This is a genomic window from Pseudomonas sp. LB3P14, assembly GCF_054898045.1.
In genome coordinates this window covers 5,961,578-5,983,457 of the sequence record NZ_CM142714.1, presented here as the reverse complement: position 1 = coordinate 5,983,457, position 21,880 = coordinate 5,961,578, and the positions used below count along the sequence as shown (strand labels likewise).

Genomic DNA, 21,880 nt, shown 5'->3' with positions numbered 1-21,880 from the left:
TTGTGTTGCTCCTACTTTCTCCTAATGGCGGCGTTGAAGTTGAAACCCTCGGTAATGCCTTCTGATCGAGGGTTTTTTATTTATGCGCTTCGTAATAAGCCAGCCAATCGACGACGGTCACGATTACATAACTCCAAGCAGGTTTTGCTTGGCTTCCCGCCTTGCTTCATTTTCGAGACGCTCAAGTTCAGTGACGGGAATGCGGCGCACGCCGCCTAACATCAGATAAGCAATCACACCTTTATCCATTAGCAAATAAGCCTTCGTGCGACCCATGCAGGTAGCCACGCAAAACTGGTTAACGGACATCAGCACGGGCTTGGGGTTTGGCAACTTCGTGGCAGTCATTTTGGTATACCTCAGTAAAACTTCGCTAACACGAGAACACGTCCACACATATACTCCCGCTCCTATATGTCGGCAAACTTCGAGGTCTGGATCTGGTGCGGATAACTATGGGAAATGACCGTTCATCTCGATACAACGTAATCGCGTAGTAATCATAGGAAATTCTTGCTTGATAACTCACCAAACGAAAAAAATCTGCTAGGGATGGTGGCGTCCGTAGCAGATTTTGTCGATTTTTGCCGACCTTTGCCGCCTGTCTGATTCAGGCGTGAAGTTGCACTACTTTGGCTGTTTCACCACTGGCGAGCCCATCCAGATAGCGCGCCCATTTATCCAGATCCTGACGTTTTTCCGGCAAATATGAGTACCGGTCGTAGTGCCGCATTTGCACACCAGACCGACCATGCGACAGCAGCCACGCTCGGCGCTCTTGATTGACACCGAGGCTCGCCAGATGGCTTTCGACGGTGACGCGCACGTTGCGCCAGCTAAAACGGCGGGTGGTGCCTGCTGCTGATAAGGCATCACCCATTTCCCCAAAGATCCCCAACGCCACGCCGGGGGTGATCGCCATCGTGCCGCGCAGCGAGAATGGACCGGGGGCTTTACCGTCGCTTTTCAGCGCCAGCAGCGGCGCCATGATCTCGCTCAGGCGCTCGGTCATCGGTAATAGATGGATACGTGACAGTGCACCCCCGCCACCTTTCAGGTCCGTCAATTGCATCACTGCCCCATGCTCGCCATCGTCGTACAGGTCGGCCCACGTCACACGACAGAGCATTTCGACACGCTGCCCGGCCAGATACACCATGCTCTTGGCAATGGCGCGACGGCGCTCTGGCAGAGCCTCAAGAGCCAGCAGCACCGCCTTCAGTTCGGCCTTATCCAGCGACCATGTTTCGGCGCGGTCGGCACCCTCAATCGCTTTGGTGCCCAGTACCGGATTCGCGCTCAGGCCGTACACGGCGGCGCCTGCATCCTGCTGTGAATCGTTGTCGGCGGTCAGGCCGAAGGCGAACGCGGCGGCCAGATAGGAACGCAATTTGGCGGTCTGCCTGAGTTTGCCGTTGCTGGCGTTGGCCGGGGTCAAGCGTGAACCCCTACCCTTGAGGGCAGGCGCGCGGGTCCGACAATGGCGCAGGATACTGGTGATGTCGCCCGGTTCGATTTCCTTCGCTGGCTTGATCACCAACGCGGGAAATGGAGTCAGCACGTTCAACGCCAACGCGCCGCGCACTTCCCGGACGCTGCCCTTGTTCCTGCGTCGCATGTCGTCGGTGTAGCCGTCCAGCAACTGGGCGAAGGTGCCTTGCCGGGCTCGTGCTTCTTCTGCCCGCTTGAGCACATCCAGTTGGGCTGCCGCCACGGTCAGCCGTGCTTCTTCTGCCATCGCTTCCAGCTTGGCGTGCTGGTGAAGGTCGGTGATTCCAGAGCGGTATAGCAGAGAGAGCCTGTCGCCCTCGGCGCGGGCTTCGGCCAACCCCTCTTCATTGATACGGAGCTGCCGCTGTAAGCCGTTCAAGCTGTACCGAAAGAAGTAGGCGATGCTGCCATGCGGTGAAGCGCGCACACGCAGCCTGCCTTCACCCCGGCTGCCGTCTTCGGTTTCCCACACGTCGAAGCCCAGCAGCTTGGCTTTCCTGCTCACCGCCTTGATGGTTTCGGTGGTGAAAATGAGCTTGGCTTTCTTGGCTTTGGTGCTCATGGCCGTTGCTCCCATGTCTGTAAAAACCTGTATAGGCCTCGGTCACTGGGATACATCAGCGTACGAAAGCGGACAGGTACAATTAAAGGATAGACCCGGCCATTTGATTTCATTAGATTTTAAAACACTAGCGGACACGGCTGAACGGCATATTTTCTGACTCATAATCCTTTGGTCCACGGTTCAAGTCCGTGTGGGCCCACCATACTCAAAGCCGCGCATTGCGCGGCTTTCGTCAGACATCATGATTGACGTGGATATCATCTTTCATTAGATTTTACCCATCGAAGCGACTGACCGGATGAGATTGAGCGCTTCCCAGCGGCGAAAGCCGTAACCGCGCAAGGTGGTTCGTAAGTGGTGTCCGGATCTGCTTTACCGAATCGAAGAAGACGCCTATGGCGTCTTTTTTCGTTTCTACCCCTAGCGTTTGGTCGAGCTCGGTTGCCGCAAGTAGACCTTACCGCACAACAACATAAAGCCCATCTTTCCCAGCAGCCTCGGCGGCTGCTTGGTTTGGTGATAAGCACTCTCAATCACCAAATTGAGATCCTGCGGCTTTTCCTTGGCGGCCCGACGTATTTCAAAGAACACGTGGTAAGGCCCGGCCGGGTCCTGAATCGTCATAGAGTAGGCCCAATTGCGCCGCGTCGCAGTTTCACTGACCTTGGAATGGGGATGGTTCAATCCCCGGATCACCGCCGGCAGCCCCAATGACAGCCGATAACGGATTGCACAGAAGGTGCGCGGTCGTCCGGCACCGTCGAGAATGATCGACTCCACGGCCGGGTGCGTCGCCGCGTCATAACTTTGGCTGAAACAGTGACTTGAAAAAGTGACATGAACGCGCAAATCACGCTTGGCCAACTGGCTCGCAATCGTGAAATTGAACGGTTCAAGGTGAGCAAAATCGTAGGTCCGATCGCCAATGGTCAGCGCTGGAAAATAGGCGGTCACTTCGGTCTCCATTCCGCCAACCTCGAACCAAGGCCCGACGCCATGAGAAAGAATCAATGATCGACAAGAGACCGGCGCCGTGTATGTCAGACGCTTCCGAAAATGATGCTCATCACTCATCCTGAAATAGATTTACATCTGATTTCAGGACACGACTGACCAAACAAGAAAGCCGCGCAATGCGCGGCTTTCGTGTATCTGACGTTTAACTTTGCTTGCTGAAGGTGTCGAAATATCGGATGACGCCCGAGAACCCAGGAGTAAAACCATGATCAAAACAAATCCGTCCGAACCCTCAGAACTGAAACCATCGGTCTCACGTCTTTCATCTGTGATTGACGATGTCGTGAAAGCGCTGACACGGTGACCTGCTCGGACGGCGACGAAATCTGAAGAGTAGCGGCAGCTCGCCATGAATACGCCCCGATTTATCGGGGCTTCTATCCTCAGCTTAAGAAGCAACACTTAACGCTGGAATAGCCTGCACGGGCCGCATCCGCTCAAGCATTTCACCCGTCAACACGACCTCATACGTATCCGCCGCCCTACCCCATTGCTCCACGATGACCATGCCGTCTACCAGCGCTCCTGCCAATCCGGTAATCGTATCGGCCAATGCCTCCACGATCGTTTGAGTCCGGAGCCACACGCGGTCAGTTATCTCTTTCAGCTCAGCCGTTATGCGGTCAGACGACGCGGGATCCGTATCGGGGTAGGCAATATTGCGCAGCAAGTGCCGTAACTCCCTTATTTTTGCGTAGTCCTGTTCTGCCCCCAGCTCTCCTTTCAGGAGGGTTGCCGCTTTCGACTTATCGACGCGTTTTTCGGCCGAATGTATTGAAGGTAATGTCTGCCCCATAGCGCCAGCAAGGAGGACCATCATCCGGGCTTCCAAATGCTCCTTCATCGCGTCTATCGACGAAATGGATCGCACCAAGGTGATGGAAGCGCCCCCTTGATGCCTTAAGTCCATGGTCACTGTCAGGGTCACGCCGCCCGTTGCAAACCCCAGGGCTCGGGCCATGACGTAGTGCCCCATTTCGTGATGTGCAATCTGCAATGCATGGTCCCGTATAGCGGGAGGCATCTTGTTCGTCATTTCCATCGCCTCGCATCCCTCGATTTCGCATTCGACTACGAGTAACTGTTGCTGTCCATCCTATCGTCCTGTTGATGGCGTAACGCTCAGCTATCGCTATGGGAAGGACAGACGGGTCAGTTCGCTCAGCCAAAAAAGCCGCGCAATTGCGCGGCTTTTTCGTACCTGCGTTTCAGCCTTTACTTCGGCAACGCGTACGCAATCACGTAGTCACCACGATCCGTCGACTGACGCGCACCGCCAACGGTGAGCAGGATGTACTGCTTGCCGGTTTTTGGCGAAACGTAAGTCATCGGGCCGGACTGGCTGCCGACGGGCAAGCGGGATTTCCAGATTTCGTTGCCGCTGCCGGTATCGAAGGCGCGCAGGTAAAAGTCCTGGGTGCCGGCGAAGAACAGCAGACCCGACTGGGTGGCCAGGGAAGCGCCGAGGGTCGGCATGCCGATCGGGATCGGCAGGTGCATGCGGATGCCCAGCGGGCCGGTGTCTTGCACGGTACCGACCGGAACCTGCCAGACCAGTTTGTGGGTCTTGAGGTCGATGGCGGACATCGTACCGAACGGTGGCTTCTGGCACGGAATGCCCGCCGCCGAGAGGAAACGTTCGCGCATCGCACCGAACGGTGTGCCTTCCTGCGGCACGACGCCCATTTCGATACCACTGGCCCCGGCGGCGATTTTGTTGCGCGGGATCATGTAGTTGGCCAGGCCCAGGCGCATGTCGTTGACGAACATGTAATGGGTATTCGGATCAACCGAGACGCTGCCCCAGTTCATGCCGCCCAATGAACCCGGGAACTGCAAGGCGCGGTCCATGCCCGGCGGGGTGTAGACACCTTCGTGGCGCATGCCTTTGAACTGGATGCGGCACATCAATTGATCGAACGGTGTCGCGCCCCACATGTCGGACTCGGTCAGTGTCTTATTGCCGATTGACGGCATGTCCACCGAGAACGGCTGGGTCGGCGAGTAACGTTCGCCGGGCACGTTGCCCTGAGGCACCGGGCGCTCTTCGACCCGCGCGATCGGCACACCGGTTTCACGGTTGAGCAGGAAGATCTCGCCCTGCTTGGTGACTTGCGCCAAGGCCGGCTGCATTCCGCCCTTGTCGTCAGGTACGTCGTACAGCAGCGGTTGTGCAGGCAGGTCGAAGTCCCACAGATCATGGTGAGTGGTCTGGAAGTGCCAACGCACCTGACCGGTCTTCACGTCGATAGCGACGATGGATGAGTTCCACTTGTCGTCGAACTCCGTACGTTGACCGCCGAAGAAGTCGGGGGTGGCGTTGCCGGTTGGCAGGTAAACCAGACCGAGTTTGGCGTCGTAGGACATGGCCGACCAGACATTCGGTGTGCCACGGGTATAGGTCTCACCGGCCGGCGGACGTTTGGTGGTGTTCGGGTTACCCGGATCCCACACCCAGACCAGTTCACCACTGCGCACGTCGTAGGCGCGGACCACACCTGGCGGTTCGCCGGTGGAATAGTTATCGGCCACGCGACCGCCGACGATTACCACGTCACCTGCGACCAATGGGGTCGAGGTTTGTTGGTAGTAGCCGGGTTTCACTTCGCCCATATCGGTTGTCAGGTCGACGGTGCCTTTATTGCCAAACTCTTCGCAGGGTTTGCCGGTTTCAGCATTGATCGCGATCAGACGCGCATCGCCGGTCGGCAGAAACAGACGTTTCGTACAGGCCGTTGGCTGGTTGTCCGAGGACGCAGGGGTTTCGGAATACCCGAGACCCCGGCAGCGTTGCCAGTTTGGCGCGGTGCCTTGCGGGTCGAACTTCCAGCGCTGGGCGCCGGTGTCGGCATCGAGGGCGAAGACTTTGCCATAAGCGGTGCAGGTGTAGACCGTGTCGCCGATTTGCAACGGTGTGTTCTGATCTTCGGCTCCGGCGCCCGTACTTTGCGGGATGTCGCCGGTGCGGAAGGTCCAGGCGACTTGCAACTTGTCGATATTGCCCTTGTTGATCTGGTCCAGCGCGGCAAAACGGTTGCCAGCGGTGGTGTTGCCCCAATGGGCCCAGTCTTTCTGTTCGGTGCCCGGTGCGACCGGTGTTACCGCAGGTTCACTGCTGGCCTTGACCACATGGGTCGGCACGAACATGTAGGCGAGCGTTGCGACGACACCAACGCCCAGAATGCCGGCCAGACCGTAAGCGCCACGGCCCGCGGTCGCGCCCGAAGCTCGCACCAGCGTCGGATAGACCAGCGCGACAACCAGGCCAATCACAGCAAACGTCAGCACCCGCGAGACCAGCGGCCAGTATTCGAAACCGGTGTCCCACACCGCCCAGATCGCAGTAAGGATCAGCGCCAAGCCATACAGCCACGCACCTTGCGGCTTACGACGGGCGATCATCAACCCGGAAACCAGCATCGCCAGGCCCATCAGCAGGAAGTACCCGCTGCCGCCGAGCGAAACCAGATAGCCGCCACCACCGGCCAGGCCGAGCCCGATCAATGCAATCAGGACACCCAGCCCCAACAGCAACCATTTGCCGCCGCCGGCAGCCCCAGAATTATTCATGTCGGAAATTTTCCCCATTTGTGACAAGCGCGGAATAATGTACTACCTAGTTACTTATGGCAATTTGTCGCAGGTAAAAATGTCCTGAACGGTACTGTAGGCTAGATCAAACATCCGCGGTGCGAGATGTGCCTGTAACATGCCAACCCATTGATCTGTGCCGCTGGAGACGACCTTTGCCTGACACTCGCCCACCCGTTCTTGACGAAATCGACCGCCAATTGATCGCTGCCCTGCAAATCAATGCCCGCGAGAGCGTAGCCATGCTCGCGCGACAACTGGGCATCGCTCGCACCACCGTCACTTCGCGATTGGCCCGGCTGGAAAAGGCCAAAGTGATCACCGGTTACGGCGTGCGTTTGGGTCAACGCGTAGTAGATGGCGGCTTGCAGGCGTACGTCGGGATCACGGTGCAACCGCGCTCGGGCAAGGAAGTGCTGCGACGTCTCAGCGCGATGGCTCAGGTTCAGCAGTTGTGCGCGGTCAGTGGCGAATTTGATTACGTGGCGTGGTTACGCACCGATTCACCTGAGCAGCTGGATCAGTTGCTCGATCAGATTGGCAGCGTGGATGGCGTGGAGAAGACCACGACCTCGATCATTCTCAGCAGCAAGATTGATCGCGGCCAACCGGTTTAATCCAATTTGTTCGTCACACTCGTCAGATTGCAGTATTAACAAGCAAAACGACGACACATTGCGTCTTATTAACGTGTTCTACGCTCTCTAGAATGGCTGCCATCTTTTCCTATACTCAGACGCGCATCCCGCGTCAGGTCGCCAGCAAGGTCAGCCATGAACAAGAACAATCGCCATCCTGCAGACGGTAAAAAACCAGTCACCATTTTCGGGCCGGACTTTCCCTTCGCCTTCGACGACTGGATCGAGCACCCGGCTGGCCTGGGCAGCATCCCTGCGCACAATCATGGCGCCGAGGTAGCGATTGTCGGTGCCGGCATCGCCGGTCTGGTGGCGGCCTACGAATTGATGAAACTGGGCCTCAAACCTGTCGTCTACGAAGCCTCGAAAATGGGCGGCCGTCTGCGCTCCCAGGCATTCAACGGCGCTGAAGGCATCATCGCCGAGCTCGGCGGCATGCGCTTCCCGGTGTCGTCCACCGCGTTTTATCACTACGTCGACAAGCTGGGCCTGCAAACAAAACCTTTCCCGAACCCGCTGACACCTGCCTCGGGCAGCACGGTGATCGACCTCGAAGGCCAGACCCATTACGCACAGAAACTGGCGGATCTTCCTGCACTGTTCCAGGAAGTGGCCGACGCCTGGGCCGATGCGCTGGAAGCCGGTTCGCAGTTCTCTGACATCCAGCAAGCGATCCGCGACCGCGATGTACCCCGCCTCAAAGAGCTGTGGAACACCCTCGTTCCGCTGTGGGACGACCGCACGTTCTATGACTTCGTTGCCACTTCCAAAGCCTTCGCCAAGCTCTCGTTCCATCACCGCGAAGTGTTTGGACAGGTCGGTTTCGGTACCGGCGGCTGGGACTCGGACTTCCCTAACTCGATGCTGGAAATCTTCCGTGTGGTCATGACCAACTGCGACGATCACCAGCACCTGGTGGTCGGCGGCGTAGAACAAGTGCCGCTGGGCATCTGGCGCCATGTGCCGGAGCGTTGCGTGCATTGGCCTGAAGGCACCAGTCTCAGCTCGTTGCACAGCGGCGCACCGCGTTCCGGTGTGAAAAAAATCGCCCACGCACCGGACGGCCGTTTTACGGTCACTGACAACTACGGCGACACACGGGAATATGCGGCGGTACTGACCACCTGCCAGAGCTGGCTGCTGACCACCCAGATCGAATGCGACGAAACCCTGTTCTCGCAGAAGATGTGGATGGCCCTCGACCGCACCCGCTACATGCAATCGTCGAAAACCTTCGTGATGGTCGACCGGCCATTCTGGAAGGACAAGGACCCGGAAACCGGCCGCGACCTGATGAGCATGACCCTCACCGATCGCCTGACCCGTGGCACCTACCTGTTCGACAACGGCGACGACAAGCCCGGCGTGATTTGCCTGTCGTACTCGTGGATGAGCGACGCACTGAAAATGCTCCCGCACCCAGTGGAAAAGCGCGTGAAGCTGGCACTGGATGCGTTGAAAAAGATCTACCCGAAAGTCGACATCGCCGCGCGGATCATCGGCGATCCGATCACCGTGTCCTGGGAAGCCGACCCGCATTTCCTCGGTGCTTTCAAAGGCGCCCTGCCCGGCCACTACCGCTACAACCAGCGCATGTACGCGCACTTCATGCAGGCCGACATGCCGGCCGAGCAGCGCGGAATTTTCATCGCCGGCGACGATGTTTCGTGGACGCCAGCCTGGGTCGAAGGGGCGGTTCAGACCTCGCTCAATGCGGTGTGGGGCATCATGAAACACTTCGGCGGTGAAACTCACGCCGAGAACCCGGGTCCAGGAGATGTGTTCAACGAGATCGGTCCGATCGCCTTGCCCGAGTAAGAGGAATCCGAAATGCGCGTAGCCCTTTACCAATGTCCACCGCTGCCCCTGGAGGTTGCTGGCAACCTGCAACGCCTGCACCAATTGGCGCTGGAAGCCAAAGGTGCAGACTTGCTGGTGCTGCCAGAGATGTTCCTGACCGGCTACAACATCGGCCTCGACGCGGTCAGCGTGCTGGCGGAGGTGCACAACGGTGAGTCGGCGCAACAGATCGCGCGCATTGCCAAGACAGCCGGGATCGCCATTTTGTATGGCTACCCCGAGCGCGCCGAGGACGGGCAGATCTACAACGCCGTGCAGTTGATCGATGCCAATGGTGAGCGCTTGTGCAACTACCGCAAGACTCACCTGTTCGGCGACCTCGATCACTCGATGTTCAGCGCCGGGCCGGATGAGTTCCCGCTGGTTGAACTCAATGGCTGGAAACTCGGCTTCCTGATCTGCTACGACCTGGAATTCCCGGAAAACGCCCGACGCCTGGCCCTGGCCGGCGCCGAGCTGATTCTGGTGCCGACGGCGAACATGATTCCCTACGACTTCATCGCCGACGTCACCGTCCGCGCCCGGGCTTTCGAAAACCAGTGCTATGTGGCTTACGCCAACTATTGCGGCAACGAAGGCGAGATCCAGTATTGCGGCCAGAGCAGCATCGCCGCACCGGATGGCAGCCGCATCGCCCAGGCCGGCCTCGATGAAGCACTGATTGTCGGCGAGCTGGATCGTCAGTTGATGGTCGACTCCCGCGCGGCCAATCGCTACTTGCTCGATCGCCGTCCCGAGCTTTATGGCGAGCTGAACAAGCGCTGATCCGCTAGCATTAGCGCTTCTCTGTTCTGGAAGTGCTCATGCCTGCGCTGAATCACCCTCGCCCCCACACCGAAACCCTGGCCAACGGTCTGCGGGTGACGTTGCGTCATGTGCCCGATTTGAAGCGCAGTGCTGCTGCGTTGCGAGTCGCTGCTGGCAGCCATGACGTGCCGCTGGCATGGCCCGGGCTGGCGCACTTTCTCGAACACCTGCTGTTTCTCGGTACGGAGCGCTTTCCCGCTGGCCTTGGGCTGATGGCCTACGTCCAGGGTCATGGCGGTCAGGTGAATGCCAAGACCAGCGAACGCACCACGGACTACTTTTTCGAGTTACCGCCTCAGGCGTTTATCGGGGGACTGGAGCGCCTGTCGGACATGCTCGCTCATCCGCGTATGACTCCGGACGATCAGCGGCGGGAACGAGAAGTGCTGCATGCAGAATTTGTCGCATGGTCTCGGGATGCCACGGCTCAGCAGCAGTTCGCATTGTTCGACGGGCTTTCGGCCGCTCACCCGCTTCGGGCGTTTCATGCCGGAAACCGCTACAGCCTGCCGGTCCCGCAACCTGAGTTCCAACAAGCCTTGCAGGATTTCTACCAACAGTTTTATCAGACCGGGCAGATGACCTTGAGCCTGACCGGGCCGCAGAGCCTCGATGAGTTGAAGGTGATGACCCACGCATTCGCTGCCGCCATTACCGAGGGCAAAACAGTCCCGCAACACCCCCCGGCGCCGCTGATGGAAACTTCGGACACTGGTTATCAACAGACTGGAGTGCGTCGACTGGATCTGCTGTTTGCCTTCGAAGCGTTGCCCGATTCATCGCCCGAAGCGCTGGCGTTCCTGTGCCATTGGTTGAACGCCACGAAACCCGGTGGTCTGCTGGCGCAATTGCGCGAACGCGGGCTGGCTGACAGCCTGAGAGCCGCGCCGCTGTATCAATTCGCCGGTCAGGCTTTGTTGCACATCGAATTCACGGTGCCTGCCAAGTCGACTCCCACCGGAATCCGCGAGCGGCTACTGGATTGGCTTGGATTCTTTGCCTCGCAGCAACCCTGGACCGGGTTACGCGAAGAATACGCCGCCCTGCTGCAACGCCAGCGGCACGTCAGCGGCGCCCTGCAACTGGCCCGAATGGACAGCGAACAGCGTGAAACAGGGTTATCTGAATCGGGCGTTGCAGCCCTCAAGGAAATACTGAAACAAATCGGCGCTGTGGATAACTTCACCGGCCAATGGCAACTGCCAACACCCAATCCGTTTTTGCGCGCCGAGGCTCCGGCCCCGAGTGCCGGACTGATCCGCGGCCAGACCAGCAAACATCGAGGCCTGCGGACCTTTGCCCAGGATCGTTCACGAGGCCGTCGCGAACGTTCGCCCATGCAGTTCAGTCAGGCGTTGCCGGATAACAGTGCCGAAGGTGCCGTTTACCTGCGCTGGCGTCTTGACTCGGCACCGCGTAGCCACCTTCAGGCGAGTCTGGAAAACCACCTTCAGTCATTGCGTGAAGACGCTCGTCAGGCAGGCGTGGATTTTTCCTTCAGCGCATCAGGCAATGAATGGCTACTGAAAATGACCGGGCTACAGGAGCCGATGCCGACCGTCCTCGAACATGCGCTGAAAGAACTGACAAAACCTGATGACGGTTTCTCACAAGAGCCGACGAGCGTTGCGTTGATGCCGATTCGACAGCTGCTTAAAGCGCTGCCCGATCATTGCCTTGTGCGCACCGCCGACTCGGACAACTTGACGCAGCTTTGGTCGAGCGCGCGCTGGGATGGTCTGGCGACCGGCCTGTCTGCCCAGACACAAGCGGCGATGGGACTTGCCTTGAGTCGAGTGCCGGGCACTGCGGACAATCAACTGACGCAGCCCTCCCCGATAAGCGCGCAGCGCCTCTGGAGCGCTGTCGATACCGGGTCCAGCGACCACGCGTTGCTGCTCTTCTGCCCGACCGCAACCGCGGACCTCGCTGACGAAGCCGCCTGGCGCTTGCTGGCTCACCTCTGCCAGACGCCGTTTTACCAGCGTCTGCGGGTCGAACTGCAGCTCGGTTATGCGGTGTTCAGCGCCCTGCGGCAGGTCCATGGGCAGACCGGGTTGCTATTCGGCGTGCAATCGCCCAGCGTCGCCCCTCTGGATCTGCTGGAACACATCGAACATTTCCTGAGCGATTTGGCCGGGATGATCGACGACATCGATGACGTGACCTTCATCGACCAGCGCCAGGCACTGGCCGATCAATTCGATCACGCGGCGCTACCCGATGCGCAGGCTGCCGAACTGCTCTGGCAAAGCAAACTGGCTGGCCGCTCGTCGGATTATCTGGTGCTTCTGCCTCAGGCAATTCTGATGATCGACCGTGAAATGTTACGGGACGCAGCACATCGCCTGAATCAGGCAGAAGGCGGTTGGCGCTGCCTGGCCAGCGGACCTTGCCCTGGATCGCCTTGGCAAGCGGCAAAATGATCATTACCGGCGCTGCAATTAGCTTTCTCAAAGATTCCCGGCCAATCACCCGGTAATTTTGAGTAACATAGCCACCTAACTATCTGAACATCTCCGGCTGGAGGTGGACTATATGTATAGATCTCAACTGTCCCATCACCTGAAGGAGCGCTTCTATGTCCTGGTCCAAACCTGCTTACACCGACCTGCGTATCGGCTTTGAAGTCACCATGTACTTCGCAAGCCGCTAATCTTTTTGCAGTGCAGTGCAACGCCTCGGCTCGCCGAGGCGTTTTTATTTTCAGTTTTCGAATGATGGAGCGGCCATGTTTGTCCAGATTCTAGGTTCCGCCGCCGGCGGTGGTTTCCCCCAGTGGAACTGCAACTGCGTGAACTGCGCCGGTTTTCGCGATGGCAGCCTGAACGCCAAGGCGCGGACCCAGTCGTCCATCGCAATTTCCGATAACGGCGTGAATTGGGTGTTGTGCAACGCATCGCCGGACATCCGCGCCCAGCTCCAGAGCTTCGCCCCGATGCAACCGGGCCGCGCCCTGCGCGATACCGGCATCAACGCGATCATCCTGATGGACAGCCAGATCGACCACACCACCGGTCTGCTCAGCCTGCGCGAAGGTTGCCCGCACCAGGTCTGGTGCACCGACATGGTCCATGAAGACCTGAGCACCGGTTTCCCGCTGTTCACCATGCTGACCCACTGGAACGGCGGGCTGACCTGGAACCGCATCGAACTCGACCGCAGCTTCACCATCCCGGCCTGTTCGAGCCTGCGCTTCACCCCCTTGCCGCTGCGCAGCGCCGCGCCGCCGTACTCGCCGCACCGCTTCGACCCACACCCGGGCGACAACATCGGCCTGATCGTCGAAGACCTCAACACCGGTGGCAAACTGTTCTACGCACCGGGCCTGGGCAAGGTCGACGCACCGCTGCTGGAGATCATGGCCGGCAGCGATTGCCTGCTGGTGGACGGCACGATGTGGGATGACGACGAAATGCAGCGTCGTGGCGTCGGCACTCGCACCGGTCGGGAAATGGGCCACCTGGCGCAGAACGGCCCCGGCGGCATGCTGGAAGTGCTGGAACAACTGCCCAAGCAGCGCAAAGTGCTTATCCACATCAACAACACCAACCCGATTCTTGATGAGGATTCGCCTGAGCGTGCAGAACTGGCTCGGCGCAACGTTGAAGTGGCCTACGACGGCATGAGTATTGTGCTGTAGGGATTTGTTCGCACAGTTCCCGGAGAACCGAAATGACTGACACAGCAATGACCCCCGCCGAATTCGAAGCGGCCCTGCGAGCCAAGGGCGCCTACTACCACATCCATCACCCGTATCACGTGGCGATGTATGAAGGCCGGGCAACGCGCGAACAGATCCAGGGCTGGGTTGCCAACCGTTTTTATTATCAGGTGAACATTCCACTCAAGGACGCAGCGATCCTCGCCAACTGCCCGGACCGCGAAATTCGTCGTGAGTGGATTCAGCGCTTGCTCGACCATGACGGTGCCCCCGGCGAAGACGGCGGCATCGAAGCCTGGCTGCGCCTGGGTCAGGCCGTCGGCCTCGACCCGGATCAGCTGCGCTCTCAGGAATTGGTATTGCCCGGCGTGCGTTTTGCCGTGGACGCCTACGTCAACTTCGCCCGCCGGGCCAGTTGGCAAGAAGCCGCCAGCAGCTCACTCACCGAACTGTTCGCACCGCAGATCCACCAGTCGCGCCTGGACAGCTGGCCTCAGCATTACCCGTGGATCGATCCGGCCGGTTACGAGTATTTCCGCACGCGTCTGGGTCAGGCTCGCCGCGATGTGGAACATGGCCTGGCGATCACTTTGCAGCACTACACGACGCGGGTCGGCCAAGAGCGCATGCTGGAAATTCTCCAGTTCAAACTCGACATTCTTTGGAGCATGCTCGATGCCATGAGCATGGCCTACGAATTGAATCGCCCGCCGTACCACAGCGTGACCGAGCAACGGGTTTGGCATAAAGGAATCACCTTATGAGTTTCGATCGCAGCAAGACCCCGTCCTGGCGTCAGGGCTACCGCTACCAGTACGAACCGGCGCAGAAAGGCCACGTGCTGCTCTACCCGGAAGGCATGATCAAACTCAACGAGAGCGCTGCGCTGATCGGCGGCTTGATCGACGGCGAGCGTGATGTCGCGGCGATCATCGCCGAACTGGACGCGCAGTTCCCCGGTGTGCCCGAGCTCGGTGACGACATCGAGCAATTCATGGAGGTCGCCCGTGCTCAGCACTGGATCGAACTTGCCTGACGCCCTGTCAGTCAAGTTGCCGCCAAAACCCGAAATCGGCCTGCCGCTGTGGCTACTGGCCGAGCTGACGTATCGCTGCCCGCTGCAATGCCCTTACTGCTCCAATCCGCTGGACTTCGCCGAGCAAGGTAAAGAACTGAGCACCGAGCAGTGGTTCAAGGTCTTCCGCGAAGCGCGGGAGATGGGCGCAGCCCAGTTGGGCTTTTCCGGCGGCGAACCGCTGGTGCGCCAGGACCTCGCCGAACTGATCGCCGAGGCGCGCAAGCTGGGTTTCTACACCAATCTGATCACCTCAGGCATCGGCCTGACCGAGCAGAAAATCAGCGACTTCAAGAAGGCCGGCCTGGACCACATTCAGATCAGCTTCCAGGCCAGCGACGAGCAAGTGAACAACTTGCTGGCCGGCTCGAAAAAGGCCTTCGCCCAGAAGCTGGAAATGGCTCGCGCGGTGAAAGCCCACGGTTATCCGATGGTGCTGAATTTCGTGACCCATCGGCACAACATCGACAAGATCGACCGGATCATTGAGTTGTGCATCGCCCTTGAGGCGGACTTTGTGGAACTCGCCACTTGCCAGTTTTACGGTTGGGCGCAGCTCAATCGGGTCGGTCTGTTACCGACCAAGGAACAACTGGTCCGCGCCGAACGCATCACCAACGAATACCGCGAAAAACTTGCAGCCGAAGGGCATCCGTGCAAACTGATTTTCGTCACCCCTGACTATTACGAAGAGCGCCCGAAAGCCTGCATGAACGGCTGGGGCAGCATCTTTCTTACCGTCACGCCGGACGGAACCGCCCTGCCCTGTCACGGTGCCCGACAGATGCCGGTGCAGTTTCCCAACGTGCGCGACCACAGCATGCAGCACATCTGGTACGACTCGTTCGGCTTCAACCGCTTCCGCGGTTACGACTGGATGCCCGAGCCGTGCCGCTCCTGCGACGAGAAAGAAAAAGACTTCGGCGGCTGTCGCTGCCAGGCGTTCATGCTCACGGGCGACGCGAGCAATGCCGACCCGGTGTGCAGCAAGTCGGAACATCACGGCGTGATCCTCAAGGCTCGCGAAGAAGCCGAGCACGCGACCCAGTCCATCGAACAACTGGCCTTTCGCAATGAACGAAATTCACGACTCATCGCTAAAAGTTGAACCCTTCAGCGCTGCCAGGGCTGTCGCGGCCGGCATCGACTTCGCCGAGTTGCAAGTCAGCCAAAATGGCTTGTTCTGGAACGAGTACCGACCCGAGGATGCCGCCTGCCGGATCTGGCATTGGCGTGACGGCCAGGCGCATTGCCTGACGCCAGCGGGCTTCAGTGCACGCAGTCGCGTGTACGAATATGGCGGTGGAGCGTTTTGTCTGACCGATGACGGGATCGTGTTCGTCAACGAGGCGGACCAACAGCTGTATCGGCAGTCGCTGGCAGGCGAGACGCCTGAGTTGCTGAGCTTAGGCGAATGCCGATACGGCGATCTTCAGTTCGCTGATGGGCAGGTATTGGCGGTTGAAGAAAACCGCGATCGGCATCGTCTGGTGGCTATTGATGTGGCTGATGGCGTACGTCATCTGCTGGCCGAAGGCGCCGACTTCTATGCCGCGCCGACGTTGAGTCCCGACGCACAACGACTGGCGTGGATCGAGTGGAGTCGTCCGGATCAACCATGGACCGCGACTCGCCTGATGGTTGCCAAACGCCAGAACGATGGCCGTTTTGCTCTACCGCGTTGCATGGCGGGCGAAGACGCTCAGGAATCGCTGCAACAACCGAGGTTCGATGCAAGTAGCCGCCTGTTTTGCCTGACTGATCGCGGCGGCTACTGGCAGCCTTGGGTGGAATCGGCAGACGGCCTTCGCCCGCTGCCGAGTGCCGCAGCCGATCATGGGCCAGCGCCCTGGCAGCTGGGTGGCAGCACCTGGTTGCCGCTGAGCGAAGGCCGCTATCTGGCGAGCTGGACCGAAGACGGGTTTGGCAAATTGGGGCTTTGCGGTGACTCCTGCGAAGACTTCACTGGCGATTACAGCCGGTTCCGCCATCTCGCACTGGATGAGCGGTTCATTTACTGCATCGCTGCTTCGCCAGTCAGTTCGTCGGCAGTCATTGCCATCGACCGCCAAACCCGGCAGGTCAAAACATTGGCTGGCGGAATTGCACCGTTGCCCGCCGAGCAGATCAGCGTCCCGCAAACCCTGCGCTACCCGAGCGGCTCAGGCGAGGCACACGGCTTTTTCTATCCCGCGATGACCGGTGAGGAAAATCCACCTCTGGTGGTGTTTATCCACGGTGGCCCGACTTCGGCCTGCTACCCCATGCTCGATCCGCGCATCCAGTATTGGTCGCAACGCGGCTTCGCTGTGGCCGACCTCAACTACCGCGGCAGCAGTGGCTATGGCCGGGCTTATCGACAAGCGCTGCACTTGAGCTGGGGCGAAGTGGATGTGGAGGATGCCTGCGCAGTTGTCGCTCATCTTGCCGAACGAGGACTGATCGACGGCAACAAGGCATTTATTCGCGGCGGCAGTGCCGGCGGCTACACCACACTGTGTGCGCTGGCCTTTCACACAGTCTTCCGCGCCGGCGCCAGCCTGTATGGCGTTAGTGATCCGGCGGCACTGGGCCGGACGACCCACAAGTTCGAAGGCGATTATCTGGATTGGCTGATCGGCGACCCGGTGCAGGATGCCGAACGCTACGCTGCACGAACACCGCTGCTGCATGCGGACAACATCAGTGTGCCGGTGATTTTCTTTCAGGGTGAGCTGGACGCTGTGGTGGTTGCGCAACAGACCCGCGACATGGTCACGGCGTTGCAGGACAACTGCATTCTGGTTGAAGCGCATTACTACGCTGACGAGCGTCACGGTTTTCGAAAGGCTGGCAATCAGGCTCATGCGCTGGAGCAGGAGTGGTTGTTTTATTGCCGGGTGATGGCGCTGGCGGACTGAGATCGCAGCGTTCCATTCGCGGGCAAGCCTTGCTCCTACAGGGATAAACACCGTACCTGTAGGAGCAAGGCTTGCCCGCGAAAGCGATCTATCTGACGCCGCGAAACTCAGCGCTTGGCGATGATGTACACCGCATGCACGATCCCGGGGATGTAACCGCACAACGTCAGCAGAATATTCAGCCAGAACGCGCCGGCGAAACCGACTTGCAGAAACACACCCAGTGGCGGCAACAGAATGGCGATGATGATGCGAATAAAGTCCATGGGGTCAGCTCCTGATTGAAGTTGGCTCGTGTGAGCCCTACAGCTAATCGACCTGTACCGTCCGTCAGGGTTCAGTGCGGTTCTTCAGGCCAGTATCTCAAGACCGTGTTTCTGAACGATGCTCAGCAACTTCAGCGCCATGCCGCTGGGGTGCTTGTCTCCCGCTTCCCATTTTTTAACCGTCGAAGCGCTGGTGTTCAGGTAACGCGCGAACACCGGTTGGCTGACATTGTTGCGCTCGCGCAGCGCTTTGATCTGCTCAGCGGGGATCGCATCTGGAACCGTTGCAAGACACGACTCATCGAATTCGCGCATGGTTGCCTTGCTGATTGCACCGATGGCAAACATGGCACTGGCCGACTCGTGTATCGATTCAAATACTTCACTTTTGAATTTTTTACTCATGGGGTATCTCCACAAACTCCTTAGTGTCCAGCAAGTGCTGGACTTGCATCTCGGTCAATGCGCCATAGACCTTGGCTAAACCGCGCAATTCTGTCAGCTCCGCAAAATTGATATTGCTCCGATCCTTCTTTGCAAACAGCAACTGATAAATCCAGTAATGCCCACCCCTTGCCAGAACAATCGATCGATGGCGATTGGCATTCAAGCGCTTCTTCCAGACCCCGCCGCCGAGATTGTCCGCCTGGCCATTGAGCATCTCGGTGAATGCCTCCCGAAGCTCATCATCACCGCCCCAGGCCTTTCCAGCCTGCATCGCAAAACGCTTTGTCTTGAATAACCTTGGCGGCATCGGCATCCCTTCTAGAAACATACCACTCAGTGGTATAGAACTCAAAGCCAGTTCCACAACAATGTTGTTTCGCTGGCACCGGCATTCCTTGCCGGTCCTTTTAAAAAGCCATTGATCCCGCTACGGCTCAAGCACTGAAATGCATTTAGCAAAACGCAGAGACAAAAAAACGCCCCACGCCAAAAGAATCAGGCATGGGGCGATGCGTTATACCGCGAGACGGTTCGGGAATTCGTGTAGGGCGGGTCTGATCAGACGGCAATTCCTTTGCGGCACTGCAGTTGCGCAGTGCGCACGCGGGAGAAGGCGCGGGTCAGGCGCAGGAGCATTTCGTCGATATTGGCTTTGCTGACGGTCAGGGCCGGGGTAAAGCGCAGGCAATCGGGCTGCGGAGCGCTGAGCAGCAGCCTTCGCACAACGCCGCTTTGACGAGGGCGTCAGCCGATCGTCGGACAAGGTAAGACCCCAGAACAGTCCTTGCCCGCGCAACTCGCCGTGACCATAGCGGTGGGATAAACGCTGCAGACCTTCGCGCAGGTGCTGACCGGTTTCCCCTACATGATCGAGAAACCCCTTGTCCTGCACGCTGGCGAGCATGGCAAGCCCCGCAGCCGTCATCAGCGCATTGCCATGATGCGTACCCGTCACTTCGCCGAGCCGGGGTTGCACGGCGTGATGCTGTACGAAGACGAGCTGACCCTGGTCATCCAGGCGGATCACCCGTTGCGGGAATTCAGAAAGTCTCGATGAGTCAGGCCGCCGAATTGCCAATGTTGCTACTGGGTGAAGAGTTTCAAGTACGGCAGATCTGGCAGGCGCAACTGGCCAATCTGGGACGACGTCCGCAGGTACAGGCAGAACTGAACAACATGCCGGGGATACTCGACAGTTTGCCGCACACGCGACTGGCGACGGTGCTGCCGGGACGCTCGCGATGGGCACACGGCAACAAGGAACTATTGTGGAAACCACTGAGCGAGCCGAGGGTGCCGCTGAAAGTCGGATTGGTGTGTCGGGATGTGCAGCGACAACAGGCCTCGCTGGCCTTGTTGCGTGCGCTGCTGGAAGAAGTGATGAATGGCTCGGAGAGGCGTTTTAGCAGCCCGGCAACGCTAGATGAAATGAGCTGAGCACTTTTCCGCAGGAAAAAGAAAACCCCGCCGAAGCGGGGCTTTGCAGACTGTTTCCCTGACATCCATTTCACTCCGCCGTCCTGGCAGAATCCTACGTGTCCGTGTTGTTGCTTTGCGCTTCCTGCGCGACGTCCATGTGAAGTAGATTAGCTGTGGATCCAATCTTCGCCTATGGGAGAACAGCAGCACGTCGTGTAAGAAAATGCTTACAAGACGTTACCTTGTCAGAACTGCCCTGCGTCCAGCAGGAACAACGACTCGCTGCCGGCCTTCACCGACGCGCTCAATGAGTGAATACGCGGCAGCAAGCGTGCGAAATAGAACCGCGCCGTGCCCAGCTTGCTCGCGTAGAAATCGTCCTGCGCTTCTTTGCCAAAAGCAGCCTTGGCCATCAGCGCCCACATGTACGCGTAAGCCACATAACCGAATGCTTGCAGATATTCGACCGAGGCAGCGCCGATTTCGTTCGGGTTGTTTTTCGCCCGGTCCAGCAACCAGGCGGTCAGTTCGTCGAGGGTGGTCACCGCATCATTCAGCGGCTTGGTGAATTCCACCAGGTCAGCGCTGGCGGTCGCGGTGAAATGACGGATCTCGTCCGCGAACAGGTTGTAGAACGCCCCGCCGGTGCCGACGATCTTGCGTCCGACCAGGTCCAGCGCCTGAATGCCGTTGGTGCCTTCGTAGATCTGGGTGATGCGCACATCGCGCACCAATTGCTCCTGGCCCCACTCACGGATGTAACCGTGACCACCGAAAATCTGCTGGCCGTGCACCGTGGTTTCCAGGCCGAGGTCAGTCAGGAACGCCTTGGCCACCGGCGTCAGCAACGCGACCAACTCTTCCGCGCGTTTGCGGGTCGTGGCGTCTTCGCTGAACTTGGCGGTGTCCAGTTGCATGGCCACGTAGGTCGAGAAGGCACGACCGCCTTCGTTCGAGGCTTTCATGGTCAGCAACATGCGCCGCACGTCCGGGTGGACGATGATCGGGTCAGCGGCCTTGTCCTTGTTCTGTGCGCCGGTCGGCGAACGGCTTTGCAGGCGATCGCGGGCGTATTCGATGGCGTTCTGGTACGAGCGTTCGCCGGTGGCGAGGCCCTGGATACCCACCCCCAGACGCTCGTAGTTCATCATGGTGAACATCGCGGCCAAACCTTTGTTTGGCTCGCCGACCAGGTAACCCACGGCCTCGTCGAAGTTCATCACGCAGGTCGCGGACGCCTGGATGCCCATCTTGTGTTCGATCGAACCGCAGTTCGCAGGATTACGCGCGCCCAGGCTGCCGTCGGCATTGACCATGAACTTGGGCACCAGGAACAGCGAAATGCCTTTTGGGCCTGCGGGTGCGTCCGGCAGCTTGGCCAGCACCAGATGGATGATGTTCTCGGTCAGGTCGTGTTCACCGCCGGTGATGAAGATCTTGGTGCCGCTGACTTTGTAGGAACCGTCGGCCTGAGGTTCGGCCTTGGTCCGGATGATCCCCAAGTCTGTACCGGCGTGCGGCTCGGTCAGGCACATGGAACCGGCCCAGACACCGGCGTACATATTCGGCAGGTACGCGGCTTTCAGTGCTTCGCTGGCGTGGGCGTTGATCGACAGGCAGGCGCCCGCGGTCAGCATCGGATACAGACCAAACGACAGGCTGGCGGAGTTGACCATTTCTTCGACCTGCGCCGAAACAGCCTTGGGCATGCCCATGCCGCCGTAGGTCGGATCGCCACCGACACCGACCCACCCGCCTTCAGCGTAAGTCTGGTAAGCCTGTGGGAAACCGGTCGGCGTGGTGACGGCACCGTCCGCCCAATGGCAACCTTCTTCATCAGCAGCACGGCTCAGGGGCGCGATGCTTTTGCTGGTGACCTTGCCGGCTTCTTCGAGAATGGCTTCGACCGTTTCAGTATCGACAGTCTCGGCCAACGCAGGCAGTTCGGCCCAGAGTTTGGCGACCTCGAACACTTCATTGAGGACGAAGCGCATATCGCGCAGGGGCGCTTTGTAGTCAGCCATGGCAAACCTCGCAGGATCTAAACAGGTGATTCGTAGGAGTGAAGCTTTCGTTGGGTTCGAGTGTAACCCAACAACTTTTACGACACATAGGGTCAGCACATGACCGTTTTGTTATT

General features: G+C 59.0%; 19 protein-coding genes and 2 pseudogenes. 11 read left to right on the top strand and 10 right to left on the bottom strand.

The window, feature by feature from the left end; translation table 11 throughout:
* Positions 1-123 precede the first annotated feature (123 nt).
* The 5 genes from ACYZT5_RS27345 to ACYZT5_RS27325 form a co-directional block, all read right to left on the bottom strand.
* Positions 124-348: a hypothetical protein gene (locus tag ACYZT5_RS27345; protein ID WP_462048207.1), complete on the bottom strand. Its 225-nt coding sequence runs from the start codon at positions 346-348 to the stop codon at positions 124-126.
* Positions 349-610: 262 nt separating this feature from the next.
* Positions 611-2,053 carry an integrase gene (locus ACYZT5_RS27340; protein ID WP_462048206.1) on the bottom strand — a complete coding sequence of 481 codons (1,443 nt, stop codon included), beginning with the start codon at positions 2,051-2,053 and terminating at the stop codon, positions 611-613.
* Between the two features lie 423 nt (positions 2,054-2,476).
* Positions 2,477-3,022: a hypothetical protein gene (locus tag ACYZT5_RS27335; protein ID WP_462048205.1), complete on the bottom strand. Its 546-nt coding sequence runs from the start codon at positions 3,020-3,022 to the stop codon at positions 2,477-2,479.
* 439 nt (positions 3,023-3,461) lie between these two features.
* Positions 3,462-4,109 (bottom strand): peptidase M41, encoded by a 648-nt coding sequence (locus tag ACYZT5_RS27330; protein ID WP_462048204.1) that lies wholly within the window; start codon positions 4,107-4,109, stop codon positions 3,462-3,464.
* A gap of 179 nt (positions 4,110-4,288) precedes the next feature.
* A complete protein-coding gene (locus tag ACYZT5_RS27325) occupies positions 4,289-6,643 on the bottom strand; it encodes a glucose/quinate/shikimate family membrane-bound PQQ-dependent dehydrogenase (RefSeq protein WP_462048203.1) in 2,355 nt (784 codons plus the stop codon).
* 176 nt (positions 6,644-6,819) lie between these two features.
* Here ACYZT5_RS27325 and ACYZT5_RS27320 point away from each other — a divergent pair, with 176 nt between their 5' ends.
* The 10 genes from ACYZT5_RS27320 to ACYZT5_RS27275 all read left to right on the top strand — a co-directional run bounded on the left by ACYZT5_RS27320 (position 6,820) and on the right by ACYZT5_RS27275 (position 17,608).
* Entirely contained in the window at positions 6,820-7,281 is a 462-nt protein-coding gene (locus ACYZT5_RS27320; RefSeq protein ID WP_007980298.1) for an Lrp/AsnC family transcriptional regulator, read from the top strand.
* A 156-nt stretch (positions 7,282-7,437) separates the two neighbouring features.
* Positions 7,438-9,120, top strand: a complete 1,683-nt coding sequence (locus ACYZT5_RS27315) for a flavin monoamine oxidase family protein (protein WP_462048202.1) — start codon at positions 7,438-7,440, stop codon at positions 9,118-9,120.
* Positions 9,121-9,132: 12 nt separating this feature from the next.
* On the top strand, positions 9,133-9,927 hold the full coding sequence (locus ACYZT5_RS27310; RefSeq protein ID WP_462048201.1) for a carbon-nitrogen hydrolase family protein: 795 nt from the start codon (positions 9,133-9,135) through the stop codon (positions 9,925-9,927).
* A 38-nt stretch (positions 9,928-9,965) separates the two neighbouring features.
* Positions 9,966-12,395, top strand: coding sequence for a pyrroloquinoline quinone biosynthesis protein PqqF (gene pqqF, locus ACYZT5_RS27305; protein ID WP_462048200.1), 2,430 nt, complete (start codon positions 9,966-9,968; stop codon positions 12,393-12,395).
* Between the two features lie 155 nt (positions 12,396-12,550).
* Positions 12,551-12,625 carry a pyrroloquinoline quinone precursor peptide PqqA gene (pqqA, locus tag ACYZT5_RS27300; protein ID WP_009045898.1) on the top strand — a complete coding sequence of 25 codons (75 nt, stop codon included), beginning with the start codon at positions 12,551-12,553 and terminating at the stop codon, positions 12,623-12,625.
* 75 nt (positions 12,626-12,700) lie between these two features.
* The gene (gene pqqB / locus ACYZT5_RS27295; protein WP_462048199.1) at positions 12,701-13,612 is read left to right on the top strand and encodes a pyrroloquinoline quinone biosynthesis protein PqqB; all 912 of its coding nucleotides are present in this window, start codon (positions 12,701-12,703) and stop codon (positions 13,610-13,612) included.
* 32 nt (positions 13,613-13,644) lie between these two features.
* A complete protein-coding gene (pqqC, locus tag ACYZT5_RS27290) occupies positions 13,645-14,397 on the top strand; it encodes a pyrroloquinoline-quinone synthase PqqC (RefSeq protein ID WP_462048198.1) in 753 nt (250 codons plus the stop codon).
* Positions 14,394-14,669 (top strand): pyrroloquinoline quinone biosynthesis peptide chaperone PqqD, encoded by a 276-nt coding sequence (gene pqqD, locus ACYZT5_RS27285; protein ID WP_462048197.1) that lies wholly within the window; start codon positions 14,394-14,396, stop codon positions 14,667-14,669. The genes pqqC and pqqD overlap by 4 nt, the downstream gene beginning before the upstream one ends.
* A 4-nt stretch (positions 14,670-14,673) precedes the next feature.
* A complete protein-coding gene (gene pqqE, locus ACYZT5_RS27280) occupies positions 14,674-15,816 on the top strand; it encodes a pyrroloquinoline quinone biosynthesis protein PqqE (protein WP_462052320.1) in 1,143 nt (380 codons plus the stop codon).
* On the top strand, positions 15,782-17,608 hold the full coding sequence (locus ACYZT5_RS27275; protein WP_462048196.1) for a S9 family peptidase: 1,827 nt from the start codon (positions 15,782-15,784) through the stop codon (positions 17,606-17,608). The genes pqqE and ACYZT5_RS27275 overlap by 35 nt, the downstream gene beginning before the upstream one ends.
* Before the next feature lie 107 nt (positions 17,609-17,715).
* Here ACYZT5_RS27275 and ACYZT5_RS27270 read toward each other — a convergent pair whose 3' ends face one another.
* The 4 genes and pseudogenes from ACYZT5_RS27270 to ACYZT5_RS27255 all read right to left on the bottom strand — a co-directional run.
* The gene (locus ACYZT5_RS27270) at positions 17,716-17,874 is read right to left on the bottom strand and encodes a YqaE/Pmp3 family membrane protein (protein WP_007904205.1); all 159 of its coding nucleotides are present in this window, start codon (positions 17,872-17,874) and stop codon (positions 17,716-17,718) included.
* 84 nt (positions 17,875-17,958) lie between these two features.
* Positions 17,959-18,279, bottom strand: a complete 321-nt coding sequence (locus tag ACYZT5_RS27265) for a helix-turn-helix domain-containing protein (protein WP_462048195.1) — start codon at positions 18,277-18,279, stop codon at positions 17,959-17,961.
* Positions 18,272-18,628 (bottom strand): type II toxin-antitoxin system RelE/ParE family toxin, encoded by a 357-nt coding sequence (locus ACYZT5_RS27260; protein ID WP_462052319.1) that lies wholly within the window; start codon positions 18,626-18,628, stop codon positions 18,272-18,274. The genes ACYZT5_RS27265 and ACYZT5_RS27260 overlap by 8 nt, the downstream gene beginning before the upstream one ends.
* A 251-nt stretch (positions 18,629-18,879) precedes the next feature.
* Positions 18,880-19,282: pseudogene (locus ACYZT5_RS27255) on the bottom strand (aminotransferase class III-fold pyridoxal phosphate-dependent enzyme); the annotation flags it as partial.
* Between ACYZT5_RS27255 and ACYZT5_RS27250 the strand changes: the two are divergent.
* Positions 19,283-19,758, top strand: a pseudogene (locus tag ACYZT5_RS27250) (LysR family transcriptional regulator substrate-binding protein); the annotation flags it as partial.
* A gap of 227 nt (positions 19,759-19,985) precedes the next feature.
* On the opposite strand, the gene ACYZT5_RS27245 reads toward ACYZT5_RS27250, so the two are convergent.
* A complete protein-coding gene (locus ACYZT5_RS27245; protein ID WP_462048194.1) occupies positions 19,986-21,764 on the bottom strand; it encodes an acyl-CoA dehydrogenase C-terminal domain-containing protein in 1,779 nt (592 codons plus the stop codon).
* Positions 21,765-21,880 lie beyond the last annotated feature (116 nt).

Coding starts and splice junctions, on each gene's coding strand:
- ACYZT5_RS27345 (WP_462048207.1), bottom strand. CDS start 348: ATGACTGCCACGAAGTTGCCAAACCCCAAGCCCGTGCTGATGTCCGTT.
- ACYZT5_RS27340 (WP_462048206.1), bottom strand. CDS start 2,053: ATGAGCACCAAAGCCAAGAAAGCCAAGCTCATTTTCACCACCGAAACC.
- ACYZT5_RS27335 (WP_462048205.1), bottom strand. CDS start 3,022: ATGGAGACCGAAGTGACCGCCTATTTTCCAGCGCTGACCATTGGCGAT.
- ACYZT5_RS27330 (WP_462048204.1), bottom strand. CDS start 4,109: ATGACGAACAAGATGCCTCCCGCTATACGGGACCATGCATTGCAGATT.
- ACYZT5_RS27325 (WP_462048203.1), bottom strand. CDS start 6,643: ATGAATAATTCTGGGGCTGCCGGCGGCGGCAAATGGTTGCTGTTGGGG.
- ACYZT5_RS27315 (WP_462048202.1), top strand. CDS start 7,438: ATGAACAAGAACAATCGCCATCCTGCAGACGGTAAAAAACCAGTCACC.
- ACYZT5_RS27310 (WP_462048201.1), top strand. CDS start 9,133: ATGCGCGTAGCCCTTTACCAATGTCCACCGCTGCCCCTGGAGGTTGCT.
- pqqF (WP_462048200.1), top strand. CDS start 9,966: ATGCCTGCGCTGAATCACCCTCGCCCCCACACCGAAACCCTGGCCAAC.
- pqqB (WP_462048199.1), top strand. CDS start 12,701: ATGTTTGTCCAGATTCTAGGTTCCGCCGCCGGCGGTGGTTTCCCCCAG.
- pqqC (WP_462048198.1), top strand. CDS start 13,645: ATGACTGACACAGCAATGACCCCCGCCGAATTCGAAGCGGCCCTGCGA.
- pqqD (WP_462048197.1), top strand. CDS start 14,394: ATGAGTTTCGATCGCAGCAAGACCCCGTCCTGGCGTCAGGGCTACCGC.
- ACYZT5_RS27275 (WP_462048196.1), top strand. CDS start 15,782: ATGAACGAAATTCACGACTCATCGCTAAAAGTTGAACCCTTCAGCGCT.
- ACYZT5_RS27270 (WP_007904205.1), bottom strand. CDS start 17,874: ATGGACTTTATTCGCATCATCATCGCCATTCTGTTGCCGCCACTGGGT.
- ACYZT5_RS27265 (WP_462048195.1), bottom strand. CDS start 18,279: ATGAGTAAAAAATTCAAAAGTGAAGTATTTGAATCGATACACGAGTCG.
- ACYZT5_RS27260 (WP_462052319.1), bottom strand. CDS start 18,628: ATGCCGCCAAGGTTATTCAAGACAAAGCGTTTTGCGATGCAGGCTGGA.
- ACYZT5_RS27245 (WP_462048194.1), bottom strand. CDS start 21,764: ATGGCTGACTACAAAGCGCCCCTGCGCGATATGCGCTTCGTCCTCAAT.